The 17217-nt window shown below is 42.1% G+C and carries 17 protein-coding genes; 9 read left to right on the forward strand and 8 right to left on the reverse strand.

The annotated features are described in order from the left end of the window. Positions 1 to 338: 338 nt before the first annotated feature. On the reverse strand, positions 339 to 731 hold the full coding sequence (locus tag GC56T2_RS18260) for a hypothetical protein (protein ID WP_255516158.1): 393 nt from the start codon (positions 729 to 731) through the stop codon (positions 339 to 341). Between the two features lie 374 nt (positions 732 to 1105). On the opposite strand from GC56T2_RS18260, the gene GC56T2_RS17145 reads away from it, so the two are divergent. The 3 genes from GC56T2_RS17145 (at position 1106) to GC56T2_RS17155 (ending at position 3380) form a co-directional block, all read left to right on the forward strand. Continuing rightward, positions 1106 to 1714, forward strand: coding sequence for a MerR family transcriptional regulator (locus GC56T2_RS17145; RefSeq protein WP_231578622.1), 609 nt, complete (start codon positions 1106 to 1108; stop codon positions 1712 to 1714). A 3-nt stretch (positions 1715 to 1717) separates the two neighbouring features. Continuing rightward, positions 1718 to 2071, forward strand: coding sequence for a hypothetical protein (locus GC56T2_RS17150; protein ID WP_144977460.1), 354 nt, complete (start codon positions 1718 to 1720; stop codon positions 2069 to 2071). 337 nt (positions 2072 to 2408) lie between these two features. Beyond that, entirely contained in the window at positions 2409 to 3380 is a 972-nt protein-coding gene (locus GC56T2_RS17155) for a hypothetical protein (protein ID WP_044736707.1), read from the forward strand. Between the two features lie 175 nt (positions 3381 to 3555). Here the strand turns inward: GC56T2_RS17155 and GC56T2_RS17160 are convergent, their stop codons facing one another. Both GC56T2_RS17160 and GC56T2_RS17165 read right to left on the reverse strand, forming a co-directional pair. Next, entirely contained in the window at positions 3556 to 3975 is a 420-nt protein-coding gene (locus GC56T2_RS17160) for an endonuclease domain-containing protein (protein ID WP_044736706.1), read from the reverse strand. Then, positions 3972 to 4202, reverse strand: a complete 231-nt coding sequence (locus GC56T2_RS17165) for a helix-turn-helix domain-containing protein (protein ID WP_042409949.1) — start codon at positions 4200 to 4202, stop codon at positions 3972 to 3974. The genes GC56T2_RS17160 and GC56T2_RS17165 overlap by 4 nt, the downstream gene beginning before the upstream one ends. A 416-nt stretch (positions 4203 to 4618) precedes the next feature. Here GC56T2_RS17165 and GC56T2_RS17170 point away from each other — a divergent pair, with 416 nt between their 5' ends. From GC56T2_RS17170 to GC56T2_RS17180, 3 genes are all read left to right on the forward strand, one after another. Continuing rightward, positions 4619 to 4933: a hypothetical protein gene (locus tag GC56T2_RS17170; protein ID WP_044736705.1), complete on the forward strand. Its 315-nt coding sequence runs from the start codon at positions 4619 to 4621 to the stop codon at positions 4931 to 4933. Positions 4934 to 4945: 12 nt separating this feature from the next. Beyond that, positions 4946 to 5401, forward strand: coding sequence for a helix-turn-helix domain-containing protein (locus GC56T2_RS17175; protein ID WP_044736704.1), 456 nt, complete (start codon positions 4946 to 4948; stop codon positions 5399 to 5401). A gap of 91 nt (positions 5402 to 5492) precedes the next feature. Then, positions 5493 to 6773: an IS110 family RNA-guided transposase gene (locus GC56T2_RS17180; protein ID WP_044736703.1), complete on the forward strand. Its 1281-nt coding sequence runs from the start codon at positions 5493 to 5495 to the stop codon at positions 6771 to 6773. Between the two features lie 815 nt (positions 6774 to 7588). Here the strand turns inward: GC56T2_RS17180 and GC56T2_RS17185 are convergent. The 5 genes from GC56T2_RS17185 to GC56T2_RS17205 all read right to left on the reverse strand — a co-directional run bounded on the left by GC56T2_RS17185 (position 7589) and on the right by GC56T2_RS17205 (position 10745). Next, on the reverse strand, positions 7589 to 7972 hold the full coding sequence (locus tag GC56T2_RS17185; protein WP_231578621.1) for a hypothetical protein: 384 nt from the start codon (positions 7970 to 7972) through the stop codon (positions 7589 to 7591). 18 nt (positions 7973 to 7990) lie between these two features. Beyond that, on the reverse strand, positions 7991 to 9142 hold the full coding sequence (locus GC56T2_RS17190) for a ParM/StbA family protein (protein WP_044736702.1): 1152 nt from the start codon (positions 9140 to 9142) through the stop codon (positions 7991 to 7993). Between the two features lie 458 nt (positions 9143 to 9600). Beyond that, complete coding sequence (locus tag GC56T2_RS17195; protein WP_060476346.1) at positions 9601 to 10248, reverse strand: V-type ATP synthase subunit I domain-containing protein; 648 nt, start codon at positions 10246 to 10248, stop codon at positions 9601 to 9603. A 16-nt stretch (positions 10249 to 10264) separates the two neighbouring features. After that, positions 10265 to 10519 (reverse strand): hypothetical protein, encoded by a 255-nt coding sequence (locus tag GC56T2_RS17200; protein WP_042385881.1) that lies wholly within the window; start codon positions 10517 to 10519, stop codon positions 10265 to 10267. Beyond that, on the reverse strand, positions 10494 to 10745 hold the full coding sequence (locus GC56T2_RS17205; RefSeq protein WP_144977463.1) for a hypothetical protein: 252 nt from the start codon (positions 10743 to 10745) through the stop codon (positions 10494 to 10496). Before GC56T2_RS17205 ends, GC56T2_RS17200 begins: the two co-directional genes overlap by 26 nt. 227 nt (positions 10746 to 10972) lie before the next feature. Here GC56T2_RS17205 and mobQ point away from each other — a divergent pair, with 227 nt between their 5' ends. The 3 genes from mobQ to GC56T2_RS17220 are packed head-to-tail and all read left to right on the forward strand — an operon-like array spanning position 10973 to position 17200. Continuing rightward, entirely contained in the window at positions 10973 to 12904 is a 1932-nt protein-coding gene (gene mobQ / locus GC56T2_RS17210; protein WP_144977466.1) for a MobQ family relaxase, read from the forward strand. 18 nt (positions 12905 to 12922) lie between these two features. After that, the gene (locus GC56T2_RS17215; RefSeq protein WP_144977469.1) at positions 12923 to 15058 is read left to right on the forward strand and encodes a VirD4-like conjugal transfer protein, CD1115 family; all 2136 of its coding nucleotides are present in this window, start codon (positions 12923 to 12925) and stop codon (positions 15056 to 15058) included. Positions 15059 to 15079: 21 nt separating this feature from the next. After that, on the forward strand, positions 15080 to 17200 hold the full coding sequence (locus tag GC56T2_RS17220; protein WP_012301124.1) for a type IA DNA topoisomerase: 2121 nt from the start codon (positions 15080 to 15082) through the stop codon (positions 17198 to 17200). Positions 17201 to 17217 lie beyond the last annotated feature (17 nt).

A 17217-nucleotide genomic window follows, 5' to 3' on the forward strand; every position in this document is an offset into this window, starting at 1 on the left:
TCCAAATATGAATTATTTTTCTTTTTCGATTATATGTAAATTATATCATAATCGAAGAAAAATGCAAATAAAAAATAGCGAATTTTTTCGCTATTTTTTTAAATTTTACAAATTGAAATCCTCACAGATTTGCAAAGCGATTAAATGTAGATAAAATTGCCTAGTTACGTTGATGTCACTACTTTTTTTATCTAGCACCTTTTTTGTGCGTGTATTCATATTTAGATGAAGATATTCTCGTTTCTTTATTTGGAACGGGCGTATCTGCACATTCTTAGCCAAGAGATAATACGAAAACAAGAAACTCATTGCAATAGAGTTCGACTTACAGAAATCAGTTATTTTTTTTTTAGCTCCTCGTCCATATTGGTGTTGATATAGTCACGACTTACATCGTTGTCTTTGGCTTCTATATCTCCGGCTAAGGGGAAATATTTTTCGTTCTTTTTAAAATAATCAGAAACTAACAGCCCAAAAAAAGTTCTTTTTGATAAACCAAAACGATCGATTTGTTCAATTTTTTGCGCCATTTCCTCCGTCAAAAAAATCGTCGTCTGGGAATCGAGATTGATCTTTTCTCTCAACGCTTCCAGTTGCTCGAAACTATATCCTTTTTGCAGAATTTCTGCCAAGGCAAACGCGATAACGTTCCTCTTGCTTGTTCCCATTTGTTCAGCAATCTTCCCGATTAACTCATTGATTTCACGATTGATGGAGATCGTCAATCTCATACCAATACACCCAACCCTTCACCTTGATTTTTGATTAACTTTAAATCTAAAGTTAATCTAATTATACCAGTTTTAAAAACAATATACAATATTTACCTGTCCAAGTGATTTGGAGATCGCTGCGTCAACCTAGTGGAAATGGAGCGCTATGCTCGAAGACACGGGGACAGACATTGCCGCGCTAAAGACGAGAGAATGACGCTTGAAAGCGCGGCGAACAAAGTCGTTAGTGGTGTCCAGAAAACGGAGGACATCGCCCGGGAGTCAGATGTACCTCGCGCTATGACGCACTACGGCGACAAGCTAGACCCTTTGTTATAAAGGGTTCAATATGGATTGTATCGAATGTATATCGTATGAGGAGGCGAAAACGAATGCGAATGAAGGAATATTCTACAAAAGATATAGCGAATATCGTTGGTATAGCGACTCCAACCGTTCGCAAATATGCTCAAGCACTCGAAAAGGCAGGTTATACATTCATAAAGAACGATCAAGGATTTCGTATCTTTACCGATAAGGATATTCAAATATTTGAACGTATGAAAGAAATGTCCAATGATACAGGGATGCCAGTAGATCGGATCGCATCAATGCTTGTCAATGAACAAAAAAATGAAGTATCTGATACGATTCGTATCGAATCGGAAGTCGCTACACCACTAGAAAATGAGTTGAAAATGATAGATGAAAGCGATATAGGTCGCATTGATCGTCAATATGAAGCGTTGCTGAAAGAAATCCAGGAACTCAAACAAATAGTGATAGCGCAACAGAAATATATAGATGAACGATTGAATACACGAGATGAGTTACTTCTGCAATCGATTCGAGCACTACAGGAACAAAAAAGAGCGATGATTGAAGGAACGCAAAAACAAGAGAAGGTCACATTGGAAATAGCAGCGACAACGGAGGACAAGACAACGGAGGACAAGAGGACAAAAAAACGGGGATGGCTGTCGAGAATTTTTGGAAAATAGACCTTGTCGCAAGGATTTCGTATCTTTTCTGATAAGGAAATTCAAATATTTGAACGTATAAAAGAAATGTCCAATGATACAGGAGGGATGCCAGTAGATCGGACCGCATCAATGCTTGTCAATGAACAAAAAAATGACGCATCTGACCCGATTCGTATCGAATCGGAAGTCGCTACACCACTAGAAAATGAGTTGAAAATGATAGACGAAAGCGATATAGGTCGCATTGATCGTCAATATGAAGCGTTACTGAAAGAAACGCAAAAACAAGAGAAGGTCACGTTGGAGACAGCAGCGACAACGGAGGACAAGAGGACAAAAAAGCGGAGATGGTTGTCACGAATTTTTGGAAAATAGACCTTGTCGCGACACAGGAAGTAATAGTAAAATATAAATAAGTTAATATGAACGGGACAAAATAGAAGAGCTTCCGAAGCGTGTGTAAGTGGTGCTGCCAACACCCTTACACCGTTCGCCGTACCCATCCTACGGCAAACACCTGCTCGAAAGCTCTTGTGTTAACATATTTATGCCTTGTCTTCATTTTAATGCATAAATGTGTTTAACGCAAGAGCGAAACGCCTGGAAATTTTCGTTTTTCCTCCGATGAGAGCGTGTTTGCCTACGTATAAACGTACGGCGGCACGCTCTTTTGTTTGTCCCGAATTTCGGGGGAAACAGGAGGAGAATATATATGGCAAAAGTAGAGTTTACTAGAGCAAAGAAAAACAGAAACGAATTGCAGCTTCCAATTCTTCATTTTGTTGTTGCTGATGATTGGATTGATAAACTTGGTCCTGAAGCCTTCGCGGCTTGGCTAAAATTCTATAGTTGGTGTGATCGTTCAGATCAGCGAAAAGACAAAGATAATGATGTGATTCCTTCAAGCCTTTCCAAAGTCATGAAACGTTTAGGGGTTGGAAAGAAAAAATTCTACAATGAGATCATCCGGCCTTTATGGAATTATGGTTTGATTGATCTTGTCACATATGAAGATAGCGAACAGCCAGGTAACAAACCTGTAAATATTGTAGTTTATGAGTATCCGCAAAACGACATTCAAAAGAAATATCAGCCACTTGAAAAGATTCGTGATTACGATACTGAATATGAAACAAGCAGCAGAACTTTTGCCAAAAAAGGCGGCAGAAAACAGAACGAAAGTTCGGATGGTTTCCCACGGAAACCAGGGGTGGTTTCCCACGGAAACCAGGGGTGGTTTCCCACGGAAACCAGGGGTGGTTTCGAAGAGAAACCTAATAATGATTCAAATGATATAAATAATGATTCAAATGATATAAATAATGATTCAAATCATCATCATCCCTTGATCGAAGGATTCAACCAGCAACAATCCGACTTGATCCATGAGTTTCTACAAGCCAACAAGATTGATGATGATGACTTGAAAAACAAACTGTTGGAGAAACTAAAAGGAAAACGATTCAAATACATGGCCTACATAGAAAAGACATTTGAAACCGTCAAGAAAATGGTAGACTCTAATTCTAGCGAAGGGCAAAACATTCAGAAACCGATACGTAAAGAATTAGTACCGGATTGGTTGAAGATGGACTACAACCAACCGAAGGATGATGAGGATTTCGACGTTGAACAGGCACGACGGGAACTTGAGGAACGGTTGAAAAAATATAGAGACGAATAACCAATGAGACTAGCATCGATAAGACTCTTAACGACTCAATGAAACGTGTGAAAACGAAGGCTAAAGCCGAAAAAGCTCGCCGCAAGCCAACCGAGGTGACAGACTATAAACCTGCCGGCTTAATATTTGGTACGATGTCACGAAGGAACCAGCGAGCGCCAGCTTTTGCCTGGAGTTAGTTCTGTATTTCCTTTTCAATCTGCGCAATCACTTTCGGCAAGTCGTGGTAGATCATGCGCCCACTAAACCGTAGCACTTTCCAGCCATTTTTGCGCAAATAAGCGTCTTTTCGCCGATCATGGGCTTTTTGCTCAGGCGTGGAGTGATATGCTTTGCCGTCGCACTCTATGGCAATTTTGTACACTGGTAATGCTAGGTCAATGCGGTACTTGCCGCAAGGTACTTGTGTTTGTACGTAATAACCTAGTACTCGAAGTGTATCGTAAAGGTGGCGTTCGATGGGACTTTCGCATTTTAAACGCTCTTGATCGACCAAAATGGTTTGTGTTTGTGGTCTCCTCAAATCGAGTACAAAGAAGACAATACCAACGATAATTAACCCGAAAAAGACAACGTACTCAATCATAGCTATCACACGTTAAAAAAGTCGTCTGGTACGTTTTTACCGAGTTGTTTCAGCGCTTTTTTAATCTTTGCTATCGTCGAGTGTTTAGGCCGATACGAGTCATCGTTACACAACCGCGAGATAGTACCGCGACTTAGCTTTGACCGCCTTTCCAGTTCTAATTGTGATATTCCCTCGCGGTCAAGCCATTTGCCGAATTTACTTCGTTTCTTTCCAAGTCCTAGCCAATTGAACATAGTTATAAACCTCCTCGGTACCATTCTTGTCCGAGATGTCATTTTTTAAACCTAACGCAAAAAAGTGACAACTTGGACAAGCAGTGTCGCATAGGCTATTAACACAAAAGCGACGAAGCAATAACGTTGTAGCTTTCTCGTCGAATATCCGTTAAAATCGACCGATCAACGAAAAAGCAACGTTGTAGCAACGTTTCAATAACAATGTTTCGGAAAAGTAATCTAACAGGAAAGTGCTAGTAGAAACGTAGGAATAGCGCTAAAAAGCCAATTCGTTAAAAGAGTGAGCGAACGCGAACGACGGAAGGGGGAGCGCGAGGGGGAAACCAAAACAAAAAAATTTAAAAAAGTGTTTACTTTTACACATTATCGTGTATAATAAAAGTAGATACACGATATCGAGTAATTAAGAGGTGATGGAAGGTCATTATGTAGCACGGTTAGCGTTAGCACTTCGTCAAGCATGGACAGAAATAAAAAACGGTTTAGAAACAATCGCTTCTCGTATTAAAGACGCTGCTCGCAAAGAAGATGGTGTATCACTTCAAGCTAATGTGTGGGAGAAACATGGAAAACGCCGTATTTACTTCAATGAATATGCGACAAAACTTGGATATTTTGAGTTTGACGCTAACGGAAAATTTGTAAAAGCGTGGATCGAGAGAGGTGGTAAAGCTGAGGCTACGTTGAAATGGATTAAAAATTGCTTTGAACTTGGAATCGAAATTTAAGGAGGAATCAATATGCAAATTCAAGAAATCGTGAATCACACTTCTTTTGAGTTGCCAAAGTCCACAACATATGAAAAATTAAAAAAGCTATGTACACAACAGCTTCCAGATGGAATTATCGGTCGTGATATTTACTTTATCGAGACAGTGAACGGTGTAATCATTCGACATGACATCGCTAAACGTTCGATTTTAATTGAGTTGCGCGGTGATAGAACCGAAAAATATTGTGAGCAAGCAGGAGTAATCGAAATGGTTGATATAACCGCGGCCGAGTGGTTAACGACGTCAGAAGCGGACGAACTATGGGGATTAACACCGGGAGAAACACGTCAGTCTATTAACCGCAGTCGCTTAAAAAAATACATTCCGTATGGATTAATAAGAAAAACAGAAAAAGCGTGGTTAGTATCGAAAGAAGCGATGTTGCGTGAATATGGAGAACCGAAAAAGGAGCATTCCCGTTAGGAGCTTTTCCGGGGACTTGATCAAAAAAAGCCCTCTTGGTATGATGCAGGGGTGTCAACCACATCACTCACCATACCAAGGAGGACTTCAGATGAATTGTACACAAAACTATAAAATTGATCAAGTAACCGAACAAACGCCTGTCGTGGGTATTGATATCGCGAAACGAACCCACTACGCCTGCTTCGTGGATGACCGGGGGCGCGTGCTTCGCAAATCGTTCCCGATCTTCCAGTCGAAAGAGGGGTTTCAACAGCTGTATAAAGCGATTCAGGGGGCGATGCAAGCGTTCGGGAAGTCAGAGGTGATCGTCGCCGTGGAGCCGACCGGGCACTACTGGTTGAACCTGGCCTACTTCCTCGAGGAGCACGGGATCCCGTTGGTCATGGTCAACCCGGCGCATGTGTGCCGGTCGAAAGAACTTGATGACAACCTGCCGACGAAACACGACGCCAAAGACGCCCTGGTCATTGCCAGACTGGCAAAAGACGGACGATTCCTCGTTCCCCGGCTGCTGCACGAGATTGAAGCCGATTTGCGCGTGGGGAGCACGCTCAAAGAGAAGCTCCGCAAGGAACAGACGGCGGTGAAAAACGCGATCGTCCGCTGGACGGATCGGTATTTTCCAGAGTTTTGGACCGTGTTTCGTGACTTGGGGAAAACGGCGCTTTCGGTGTTGGAGTGGACGCCGCTTCCGGCTGATATGGCCGGCCGGACGGTGGAGGAGCTTCTTGAGGTGTACCGGCAAAGCGAAGGGATGAAATGCCCGCAGAAGGCCAAAATTCAGGCGTTGATCAACACCGCGAAGGACTCGATTGGGGTGACGGAAGGGACAGCGATGGCCCGGTTTGAGATCGCCGCGCTCGTCCGCCGATACCGCCAATTGGAGGCGGAGATCGCTGCACTGGACGCCGAGTTGAAGGCATTGGTTCAAACGACGATGGAGTACCAATGGTTGAAAACGGTCGACGGGTTGGGAGACGCCACGATCATCGATCTGCTGGCGGAGATCGGCAGCTTCGCCCATTATCGGGACCCGCGCCAATTGGTGAAGTTGGCGGGCCTGACGCTCAAGGAGAACTCCTCCGGCCAGCGCAAAGGGCAAAAGCACATCTCCAAACGGGGACGGAAACGGTTGCGCTCGGTGCTGTTTCGGGCGATGATTCCGCTGATTCGGCATAACGAGGCGTTTCGCGAGCTGCATGAGTATTATACGACCCGATCCGTCAATCCGCTGACCGGAAAGCAGTCCATCGTCGCCTTGTGCCGGAAGCTGTTGAATGTGCTGTTTGCGATTTGTACGAAGAAACAAGCGTTTGACGCGGAGCGAATGAAACAGGACGTCTTGTCCCAGGTGCAACGGGCGGCCTAAGGACTCCCCCCTGCGAACGGAAGAATCGTTGGACAACGAGATGACACCGGAGAAGCTGGCGTGATTTCATCCATTCGACCTTGAGTCCCTAAAGGAGCTTGGCCGGCCTCCGCCTGATGACGAGACCGAACGAGGGAATGTTGGCGCGAAGACGCCCGGAGACATGGGAGGGTTCGTCCTCATCAGCGACGCGGAGATCCAAAGGGTGCATCGAATATGCTTCCCCCCGCGGCAGGAAAATATAACCAGCCGTGGCCGCGAAGCGCACCCTAGGTCTGTAAGATATCCACAAAACTGAAAAAGGATGTAAGGGATTTTGTCGAAAAATATTTTTTGGACACCCCTGAGAGGCCGAAAAGCCTTGATAGATCAACATTTCTAGAGGGAGGTCGTTATCAATGAAACACGCTAAACGCATCGCTTTTTACACAAGGAAAGTTGTGTAATTCTGGAATTTACCGGAACACCGCAAACCATTACGTCAACGCCGTCTGCTCGCGTACAAACGCGAAATGCACAAACGCTTTGAAGCTGAGCCAATCGAATGGTAGACGCGAAACAGTCGCCCGGGTGTGCGCCCAGGGCGTTTTTGCTATCGGTAAATTCGCGGAAAAATTCGGGTATCTATCGGTAAATTTGCGGAAAGGTATCGGCAACGCTTCGTGCCTAGAGCGACAACGGGTTTAGCGTTTTTAAACGGCGAAAAACAGCGAATTATCAGCAGCGATTCGGGAGTTAATCCAAACTCTGAAATGGAAAATATAGTGAATATAAAACAGGCTGACCTGAAGGTCAAAACTTTAGAATCAGCCTGTTTAGAAGAGATTGTTTATATCCACGTTTTTATAGAGATCATTATCATCATCTTGGCCTTCTTTATCTTGGGCTTTTTTCGAATCGGGATTGTTTAAGGATTTCGCGGCTACTTTCTCTGTCTCTTCATTGTCTGCTTTCTCTGCTTCTTCATTTTGGTTTGATACTGTTCTGTTCTCTTTGGATGTACCGGAAGAAAACTCTTGATACAGTATTTTTTGTATGTCGTAATCCATGATGTCTTTGATTCCGAAACGGTTAATCATGTGTAAAACAATGTTAGTAAGAGAGACTTGAATATTTTGTTGCTTGTCCAGCCATTCATTAATCAAGTCACTTTGAGGGGTGTCAGCCACCCTCCAAGTGACGATTTTTCGTTTTGCCACGACGATCACTCACCTCGATCAAGCGTGTTGCTTAAATAGAATTTTTTCGTTAATGACATGCAACCCGTTTACGTTCATGTCCACGGCATATTTTTCTGGAATCCAAAGGACTTCACAGTGTACGGTATTTGCAAAGTCCAATAGCTCCTCATATAGCTCTTCTTTGAACTGGATGCTGCCTCCACCATACACGGCAATTACATCCACGTTTCCGGCGATGTCGCTGTATTTTTCTTGAATGTCTTCTAGAATACGTTGAGCCTGCGAATACCGTGCTTCTTGCATGAAGCGAACGGCTAAATCGTGAAGATGATGGGATGGATCTCTAAAAATGTCCATAAACTGCTGGCGGTTTAGGTTCAAAAAGCCGCCAACTTCCTCTTTCAGCAATTGAGTAGCTTCTTCCGTGGCATGACCCACTCCTCGTTTTTCCCCTGAACAAACATCTGTTACAGGATTCATTCCAACAGTATAGATATATTCCGTTGTTCCATCGCCAATATCCACGTGGAGAATTCGTTTGTTAGCGAAATCTTTTGGCACAGCTTGTTTTTTATAGTGCTCGTTATAATTCTTCAGAATTTCATTTTCACTTTCCAATAAGGCATATAGAGCTGGAATGCCTTCTTGAGTGACTTTCACAGTCTGAAAATGGAGTGTGACGGTCACAGGAGTTTCTCCGACATATACAATCACCACATGATCGTTGCTAGTGAAACGTCCTTCAAGGTATCTGGCTTGATCGGCACTATATTCTGACGCAGGGATTGCTGTTGTCATTGAGACATCTACTGAAATTGATGAAGGAAGCTCTTGATTTTCTTGATATGCTAATTGAACTGATCGAGCAGCAAGCATCGATAGCGTCATTAGGACTGGAATATCGTGTTTTGATTTATTCCCTAATTTGATATTCATATTTTCTACTTTATCGGCCGTCATATTGGCGCGTTTTCCGATGAAGTATAGGCCACTTCGTTTAATAGCGTTACTTGTTACATGAACAATCAATTCATCCAACAAATTAGCAATGTTTTTTTCCACATTTGTTTCCATCACATTTGGCTTGGATAACAGACGTTTGACCACCGATGGTTGTTTTATGAGCGTATCGTTCACGATCATTTTTGTTTCCGAATTCCCAATATCATTAGCCACCACTAATTTCATTTAAACTCCCCCTAATAATTCATTTTACATTCAAATTAAATTTATAATTAATTCTTATCTACATTATAAAGCATTAATGTTATATAATCAATCAAAATGAATTTAAAAAATAAATATTTTTAAATGTATTTTAAATGCAAATTTAATTTATATAAGATTCACTATTATTTTTCATTCATATTTAATTTATTTTAAATTCATTATTCATTTATTAGGGGTATTATCATTCTATATTCATTCAAATTGAATGTTTTATTCATTCATCTATTTATAAAATAGGTAGGATTATCGGAATGAATGGAAAGCAATAGAAAGAGGATCAGAGAGGTGAACATACAAAAAGACCGATTGATTTCGGTCTTTTTCTGTGGTTTAAAAATCAACATTAAAATTTAACAGAAGCAAAAATAAAATTACCTAAAAAACGGCTTCTCAGATTGGTGTATAAAAGAAAAGGGTCATCGGATTAACTCTAAATCCTTTTCTTTAGTTTTAGCTTTTTCCTGCGTTCGTTTTTCTTCTAACTCTTGTTTCAGTCTTGCTTCCAATTCGTTGAAGCGCTGAAGCTCTTCCTTGTATCGTTTAGGATTTTTTTCAATATACATGATGGCTCTTCTAAGTGTTTTTAACCGAGCGTTTTCAATTTTTTGATTCAGCCGTTGTTCTAGTTTCTCCATTCGCTGCAATTCGGCTTTGTATCGCCGAGGATTTTCCTGTAGTTTTGTTTTCAAAATCATTAACCTGTCTTTAGCTTCCACTAAACGAAAAACGGTTCGTTTTGGGTCTTTTTTTAATGAAGTTAGCGCTCTTGCGATTTCTCGTCTCTCTGCTTTTCGAATGCTCACTTCTAGTTTCGATTCTATGCGTTGTAGGCGTTCCAATTCTTTTTTATTCTTTTTCGGGTTTTCCATCAGCTTCTGTTTAAGATCGTTCAGGTTTTCTTTTGCCTTCAGTAGAGTTTTAAGTGATTTTTCGTTTGATTTAGTTTCTTCCAATTCGCTTTTTTCAAGAGAGGGAGGATTTAACTTTCGTGACCGTTTAGCCTTTTCCAAAATCTCTTCAAGTATCTCATACAAACTTTGGTTGATGTGATCTCGGGAGTCCATATTAACTGTGGCCTCCTTATTCTTTTTTCTTAAATTTATCCGGCTTTTTTTCATTAATGTAGTTCGCGAAAATCTTAAACAATTCTTCTCGTTCTGGGATTGTCAAGTGTTCCAATTCAAAGTACTTTTCCGCTAGTGCGCCGGTTTGTATCAACCGATGCGCTCTTTTTTTACGTTCACGTTCTTTTGCCAATCTTAATATTTGTCGTTTTCTTTCTTCCAGTTGTTCAATTCGTTTTTGCAGATCACTGATCGGACGTTTTTTGTCCATTGGATCCCTCCGTGTTTTGACCACTACCGAAATATTTTTTTGCTTCTTCTTTGAATTTGTCAATCAACCATTTCGCCTGCTCGATATCTTCAATATCCCACGTTTCCATTAGATACTGACCGATTTCTCTTTGAGCTTGCTCGATGTATTTTCGCTGCTTCTCCTGCAATTTTTTGATCTGTTCCTCAATCTCTTGTGCTCTGGACAAAGGGTCTTTTCTTGCCATTTCATTCATCCTTTCTTCTTTGAATATTTCTTAAGAATATTTTACATGATGGGGAATTTTATGTCTATCCAAAATAAGAAAATTATGGTATAATGAAGTCACGAATGAAATGAGTGCCCATTTATACCCCTTTCAGGGGTAAATGGGAACTCGCTTCGCTCGATAAAAAGTTTGTCTTCGACAAATGACCCGCAGGGGCTAAAAAAATTAAGAAAGGAGGAATGACGATGGCATACTTTCTATTCCGTACACAAATCATTAGTAAATCAAATCGTTCAGCCGTTGCTTGCGCTGCCTATCGAAGTGGAGAAGCATTGTATTCAGAACGGGATGGATTAACGAAAAAATACGGCCATCGTGACGTTCCTCCGGAAACTTATATTCTTGCGCCAAAACATGCTCCAGAGTGGGTCTACAATCGCGAACGTTTATGGAACGAAGTGGAGAAAGTTGAAAAACAACATAACGCTCAATTAGCTAGAGAAATCATTGTCGCTCTTCCAACACAATTAACCAATGAAGAGCAAACGCAATTACTTTTGGACTTTTGTAAAGAGAATTTTGCAGATGAAGGAATGGTAGCAGACATCGCCATTCACCGTGATAAAAAACATAATCCACACGCTCACATCATGTTAACGATGCGCCCGTTTAACGAGGATGGAACGTGGGGACAGAAACGTAAAAAAGTGAACGGAAAATCCGTTCATTTAACAAACTGGAATGATAAAGAAACGCTGCTGAAATGGCGGAAAAACTTCGCCGATAAGATCAACGAAAAATTTAAAGAAAAAGGAATCGATGATCGCGTTTCTCATGAAAGCTATGAGAAACAAGGAATCGATAAAGTGCCTCAAATTCGTCTTTCTCGTGAGGCATATCAATACGAACAACGAATGAAAAGAGAAGCTGAGAAACAAGGGAAACCATATGAACCAGTTACCTATTATGGAAAGCTAAATCAAGAAATTCAGCGCATCAACCAAGAACTAAAAGCACTAAAACAAAAAGAAAAAGTTGTATCCATTTCTGATTATCAAGAAGAAAAATCGCTCAATGAAACGATCGAATCTATTCGCAAAAATGCTTCTCTAAACGATGTAGAAAAAGCATCACTGCTTTTGGTTGCCAAGCGAGCAAAATCGTATGTTGATTTTGCTGTAGCAAGACGTGTGTATCATGATCTGGCCGAAGGCAATTGGAAGAAAAAAATCGACAGCCAGCAGCTGAAGCTGCGAGCGCTTAAGAATGTCATCAATAAGGCGTATCATGTGTATCAGCAAGAACCAAAACAAGTCATTCAATATGGTTTCTATCCTGGCAAATTTAACGAGCAGCTGAAAGAAAAAATCGCGCAACTCAAAGAAATGGAGAAATCCTTTGAAAACGAATTGACCAAATACGAAGCGGTTCTGAAGAAAGCCGAATTAGCACTGGAAGTGCAAAAACGGCTAACAGAAGAAGAGTTCCGAGTCTTGTATCCTCATGCCGGAGCTGACTTCCGGATTGAGGAAAAATATCATGCCGTCCAATACTTTAAAGACACGGGAAGCGTGCTGCCAGAGAGTGAAATTCCTGCTTATGCGGCGAAGAAAGAGCAAGAGACTCATCGGATGCCAACCTTCGCGGAGCAAACCCGAAACATGTATCAAAGTCTCTTCGTTTTGAATCGCACGATTCAAAAGCAATCGAAAGAGCGCATGGAGGCGTTGAAGGTAAGAGACTTTGAGCAGGCCTTTGAAGCGAGCCGGAAGATCGAGCAATGCATGTTAAGAAAAGAAAAGATGAGCAAGGAGCTTGAGGAAAACAAAGCCGTCTTGCAAGCCATTTTGAGCGAGCATTACGGCAGAGATGTATCGATCACGAACACGGCAGCCTTGTTGCAGTTGCATGAGTTGGTGGAACGTGGAGAAAGCAGTAAAGACCTTGAAGCAGATTTACGCCGTATCCACGTTAGCGAACAACAAAAACTCGAACGTATGCCAAAACCTGAAACAGAAGCGCAGATCATGGAGTATCAATACCGGCAACATGTGGCTGATGGCTTGTTAGAAGCGATAGAAGAAGCGCAACGAGCGAATGATCGCAAGAAATATGAGAAAGATCCAACGAAGAAACGGCAACGCAGAAGATATCGTGGTCAAGAATTTGAACGCTAAGGGGGAGAGGAAATCACGATGAACTTAAAAAAAGATGCTTGGAAGCCGATATTCGCTAGTGTTGTGTTGACCGTTATAGCTGCCTATGTTCTGATGGGATTGTTTTATATGATCGGGAACGGAGGCGACTTAAAAGAAATTTTATTAAGACCGAAAGAGTTAATCACGTTTGTTTACACGGAAGAGAACTTAAAAACGGTTTTCTCATTGGCTCCGTTTGTGATTTTAGCAGCGCTGCTATACACTTTTCGGTCATCCATTATTGTTCCGAAGTTAGAATATGCTAGCGACTTTGGCTTGCATGGAACTTCCCGGTGGGGAACGCCGGATGAAGTCATCGACGGCAAGATGTTCTCGAAAAACAACTCGTATACGACAGACCCTGTTGACGCTTTTCAGATGGAAAAAGGGATTATCGTTGGCAAAGTACCAAAAAAACGGGAACTTCTCATCATTCCGAGAAACACGACGATCGATAACCGAAATGTCTTGGTCATTGGTTCGTCGGGGTCTGGGAAAGGTCAATCATTCGTCTTTCCTAACATGATTAACCATACGGAAGAAACCATTATTGTGACAGACCCGAAAGGGGAAATATATGAAGCTACCCATCAGATCAAAAGGGACCAAGGATACAAAGTCTATCAGGTGGACTTTATCAATTTCGTCAATTGCGATCGATACAATCCATTAGACTACGTCGAGGATGATGAGGATGCTAGGGCAATTGCTAATACGATCGCTTCTAACTCGGTTGACGAAGGAAAACGCGATTTCTGGAGTGAATCAGCTGTCGCCTTTCTGTCAGCATTCATCCTGTACGTGAAGGAAAAATACAAAGACAAGGCCAATATGCGCCATGTCGTTGAAATGGTGGCGAGAGCAGGAAAAGATGAAGAATATTTGGATGAAATCATTAAAAATATGTCCCCAGACCATCCAGCGTATCATATGTTCACCCTTGCAAACATGAGCAGTGGAAACACTAGAGCTGGCATTATGGCGACCTTGGCGCAACAAATCTCCATTTTCGCAATGCAAAAGATCGCAAAAATGACTGCTAAGAGCGATTTTAAATTTCATAACTTGCAGAAAGAAAAATCCGTTTTGTACATCAAGATTCGCATGGATGAAAACCCGTTTGTTCAATTGACCGCCACGTTCTTTGAACAGTTGATCGCTGTTCTGTACGACATTGCTGACAAGAATCACTCGAAGTTACCGATTCCCACTATCTTTCTGTTGGACGAATTCGCCAACATCGGCACGATCAACAAATATCCGCGAGTATTGGCAACCTGTCGCGGACTTGGTATGGCCATGATGACGATTATCCAGGACATCGGACAGCTAGAGGACAAAAAACGATATGGCCCGGAAATGGCTCGTTCGATCATCAATAACCACGATACTCAGTTGTTTCTGCGAACGAAAGACACGAAAACAGCGAAATACTTTAGCGAACTCGCCGGAGAGACTACGGTGAAGCACAAACAGAAAAGTGCTTCCTATGGACGTAAGGAAGGCAGCAAAAGCATTTCAGAGCAATATGTAAAGCGCTCATTGATTACGCCGGGCGAACTTATGAACATGGACAAAAACACTTGTTATTTATTCGTATCTGGGGCTTACCCGATGAAGCTAGAAAAAGCGTGGCAGTTCGATATTTACGGCGATTTATTGAGCAACTATGAAAAATACCGAAGCCGTTTAGGATATACTGCGCCGTTGTGGAATGGAGAATGGGTATGGGATGAAGAAGATTCGGCTGCCCAAGACATCCAAGAAGTCAAGCAAGAGTTAGAAGAGTCGGATGTGGTATTGCTTAACGAAATGATCGATGAGATCAATAAGATTGACGAAGACGAAGAGGACGAAGAGATTACCGAAGAGGAATTGAGGGTATTACTTGGCAACGTTGAGGATGAAAACGAAGATGAAGAAAACGAATCCGAAGAAGTGGGAGAAGCAGAAGAACTACAATCGATTTTAGATGAAATTGAGGAAGAATTAGACGCATTCGATGAAATGGAAGATGAGATCACCGAGGAGGACTTAATGGAGATCATTGAAGAATTCAGCGAATTCAGCGATGACAGCGAAGGAGAGCAAGAAGAAAGCAATCAGAAAATCGCCGACGAGCTGCCAATTTGAAATCGATAGGGGGATGCTTTCATGATCGTCATTCTTGCAGAAAAACCCGACCAGGCACGAAAACTCGCATCACCGTTTCCACATACCAAAGGAAACGGTTTTCTTTCTATTCAGTCGTGTAAAGAATTTCCGAACGGGGCAACAGTGACCTGGGCAATTGGCCATCTAGTCGAGCTAAAAGAGCCAGAGGAATACCGTCCGGAATGGAAAAAATGGGACTTGGCCACTTTGCCGATTATTCCTGGGCAGTTTGAGTACAAAGTGTCGAAGGATAAAGCGAAACAGTTTCAAACCGTTAAGAAGCTGCTTAAAGAGGCTGATGAAATCATTATTGCGACCGATCCAGCCAGGGAAGGAGAAAATATCGCTCGTCTGCTTATCCTCATGGCCGGATGCTCAAAAAAACGGATTAAGCGCTTTTGGACATCATCTCTAACCGAAAATGCCATTCGAAAAGGGTTTGCTGAACTGAAAGACGGGAAAGAAACCATCCATTTGTTTCATGAAGCCCAGGCGAGACAGATCGCCGACTGGCTAGTAGGAATGAATGCTAGTCGGCTCTATACGCTTCTTCTTCAGCAAAAGGGCATCCGGGATGTATTTAGCGTCGGACGGGTGCAGACTCCTGTTTTGAAACTGATTTACGATCGCCAAAAAGAAATTGAACAATTTCGACCGGAACCGTTTTACGAATTAGAGGGACAGTTTACAGTCAAGAACGGAACATACCGGGGGAAACTGAACAAGCGTTTTTCGTCTCCCGATGAATTGTACGAAGCTGTCAGTCCCGACATCACGAAAGAGCAACAGACGTACCAAGCAGTGATTAAGAGCGTACGAATCAGCGAAAAACGAACACCAGCTCCGAAACTGCACAGTTTATCAACGCTGCAAAGCAAGCTCAACCGAACCAAAAAGTTCAGTCCAACGAAAGTATTGGAGCTTGTGCAATCTTTATACGAGAAAGGATATGTATCGTATCCTCGAACCGATTCGCAATATATCACCGAGGAAGAATACACCTACTTACAAAAGCATGTGGACCAATATCAACAGTGTCTAGGCATTCATGTTCCTATTCGTTCGCTTCAGCCTTCTAAACGCTATGTAAATCCAGAGAAAGTGAGCGATCACTACGCCATTATTCCAACAGAAAAAGTCCCTGACACTAAGGCGTTTGAAACTTTTTCGTCTGACGAAAAAGAAGTGTATTACGAAATATTAAAAAGCGCCCTGGCTATGTTCATGACTGATTATGTTTATGACGAAACCGTCATCATTACTTCTGTTGGAAAACAAGAATTTGTCACTAAAGGACGAACAGAGAAAGAGATGGGATGGAAGGCTCTGTATCAAAACGAAAAAGACGAAGAAAGTGAAGGGGAACAAGTAGCTATTTTACCTGAAGTTAAAGAAGGAGAATCGGCTAAAGCCGATATTTCCGTTAAGCAGGGGATGACTCAACCACCAAAGCCGTATACCCAAGGACAGCTTATCACACTAATGAAAACAGCCGGAAAGTACGTAGAAGATCGGGAGATGAAAGAAGCGCTGAATCAGGTTGAGGGGTTAGGAACCGAAGCCACAAGAGCAGCCATTATTGATACCTTGATTCAACGGCGACTAATCGAAGTAAAGAAAAACCAAGTGTTTGTGACGAAGAAAGGAGAAATCCTTTGCGAAGCAGTCAAAGGAACTATCCTATCCAAACCAGAAATGACAGCGAAATGGGAGCTGTTTTTGCAAGAAATCGGGAAAGGCAACCGATCAAAAGAGGTGTTTATTGAGCAGGCGAAAAAGCTATGTTATGCGCTGATTCAACAGGCTTCTCAGGATGTTGAACGTATCGATGCCAAACAGGCGCTTGAAGAGATCAAGAAGGAAAATACGATCGCCCCATGCCCTCGTTGTCAAAAAGGATACATTGTCGATCGAAAGACATTCTACGGATGTACAGAGTATGCCAACGGGTGTAAGCAGACATTTCCGAAGTCCATTTTAGGAAAAAACATCACTAAGACACACGTTAAGCAGCTTTGTGAAAAAGGAAAAACCAATAAGATCAAGGGATTCAAAGGGAAAAAGACCTTTGACGCCTATTTGACACTCCAAAAAGGGGAAATCCAGTTCACATTCCAATAAACCAAGACCATTTGAAG

It is taken from the genome of Geobacillus sp. C56-T2 (assembly GCF_007829715.1).
In the GTDB taxonomy this organism is placed as follows: domain Bacteria; phylum Bacillota; class Bacilli; order Bacillales; family Anoxybacillaceae; genus Geobacillus; species Geobacillus icigianus.

Excerpts from the sequence above, each read along its gene's own strand:
- GC56T2_RS18260 (WP_255516158.1), bottom strand. The coding sequence starts at position 731 with ATGAGATTGACGATCTCCATCAATCGTGAAATCAATGAGTTAATCGGG.
- GC56T2_RS17145 (WP_231578622.1), top strand. The coding sequence starts at position 1,106 with ATGCGAATGAAGGAATATTCTACAAAAGATATAGCGAATATCGTTGGT.
- GC56T2_RS17155 (WP_044736707.1), top strand. The coding sequence starts at position 2,409 with ATGGCAAAAGTAGAGTTTACTAGAGCAAAGAAAAACAGAAACGAATTG.
- GC56T2_RS17165 (WP_042409949.1), bottom strand. The coding sequence starts at position 4,202 with ATGTTCAATTGGCTAGGACTTGGAAAGAAACGAAGTAAATTCGGCAAA.
- GC56T2_RS17170 (WP_044736705.1), top strand. The coding sequence starts at position 4,619 with ATGGAAGGTCATTATGTAGCACGGTTAGCGTTAGCACTTCGTCAAGCA.
- GC56T2_RS17175 (WP_044736704.1), top strand. The coding sequence starts at position 4,946 with ATGCAAATTCAAGAAATCGTGAATCACACTTCTTTTGAGTTGCCAAAG.
- GC56T2_RS17180 (WP_044736703.1), top strand. The coding sequence starts at position 5,493 with ATGAATTGTACACAAAACTATAAAATTGATCAAGTAACCGAACAAACG.
- GC56T2_RS17190 (WP_044736702.1), bottom strand. The coding sequence starts at position 9,142 with ATGAAATTAGTGGTGGCTAATGATATTGGGAATTCGGAAACAAAAATG.
- GC56T2_RS17195 (WP_060476346.1), bottom strand. The coding sequence starts at position 10,248 with ATGGACTCCCGAGATCACATCAACCAAAGTTTGTATGAGATACTTGAA.
- GC56T2_RS17200 (WP_042385881.1), bottom strand. The coding sequence starts at position 10,519 with ATGGACAAAAAACGTCCGATCAGTGATCTGCAAAAACGAATTGAACAA.
- GC56T2_RS17205 (WP_144977463.1), bottom strand. The coding sequence starts at position 10,745 with ATGGCAAGAAAAGACCCTTTGTCCAGAGCACAAGAGATTGAGGAACAG.
- mobQ (WP_144977466.1), top strand. The coding sequence starts at position 10,973 with ATGGCATACTTTCTATTCCGTACACAAATCATTAGTAAATCAAATCGT.
- GC56T2_RS17215 (WP_144977469.1), top strand. The coding sequence starts at position 12,923 with ATGAACTTAAAAAAAGATGCTTGGAAGCCGATATTCGCTAGTGTTGTG.
- GC56T2_RS17220 (WP_012301124.1), top strand. The coding sequence starts at position 15,080 with ATGATCGTCATTCTTGCAGAAAAACCCGACCAGGCACGAAAACTCGCA.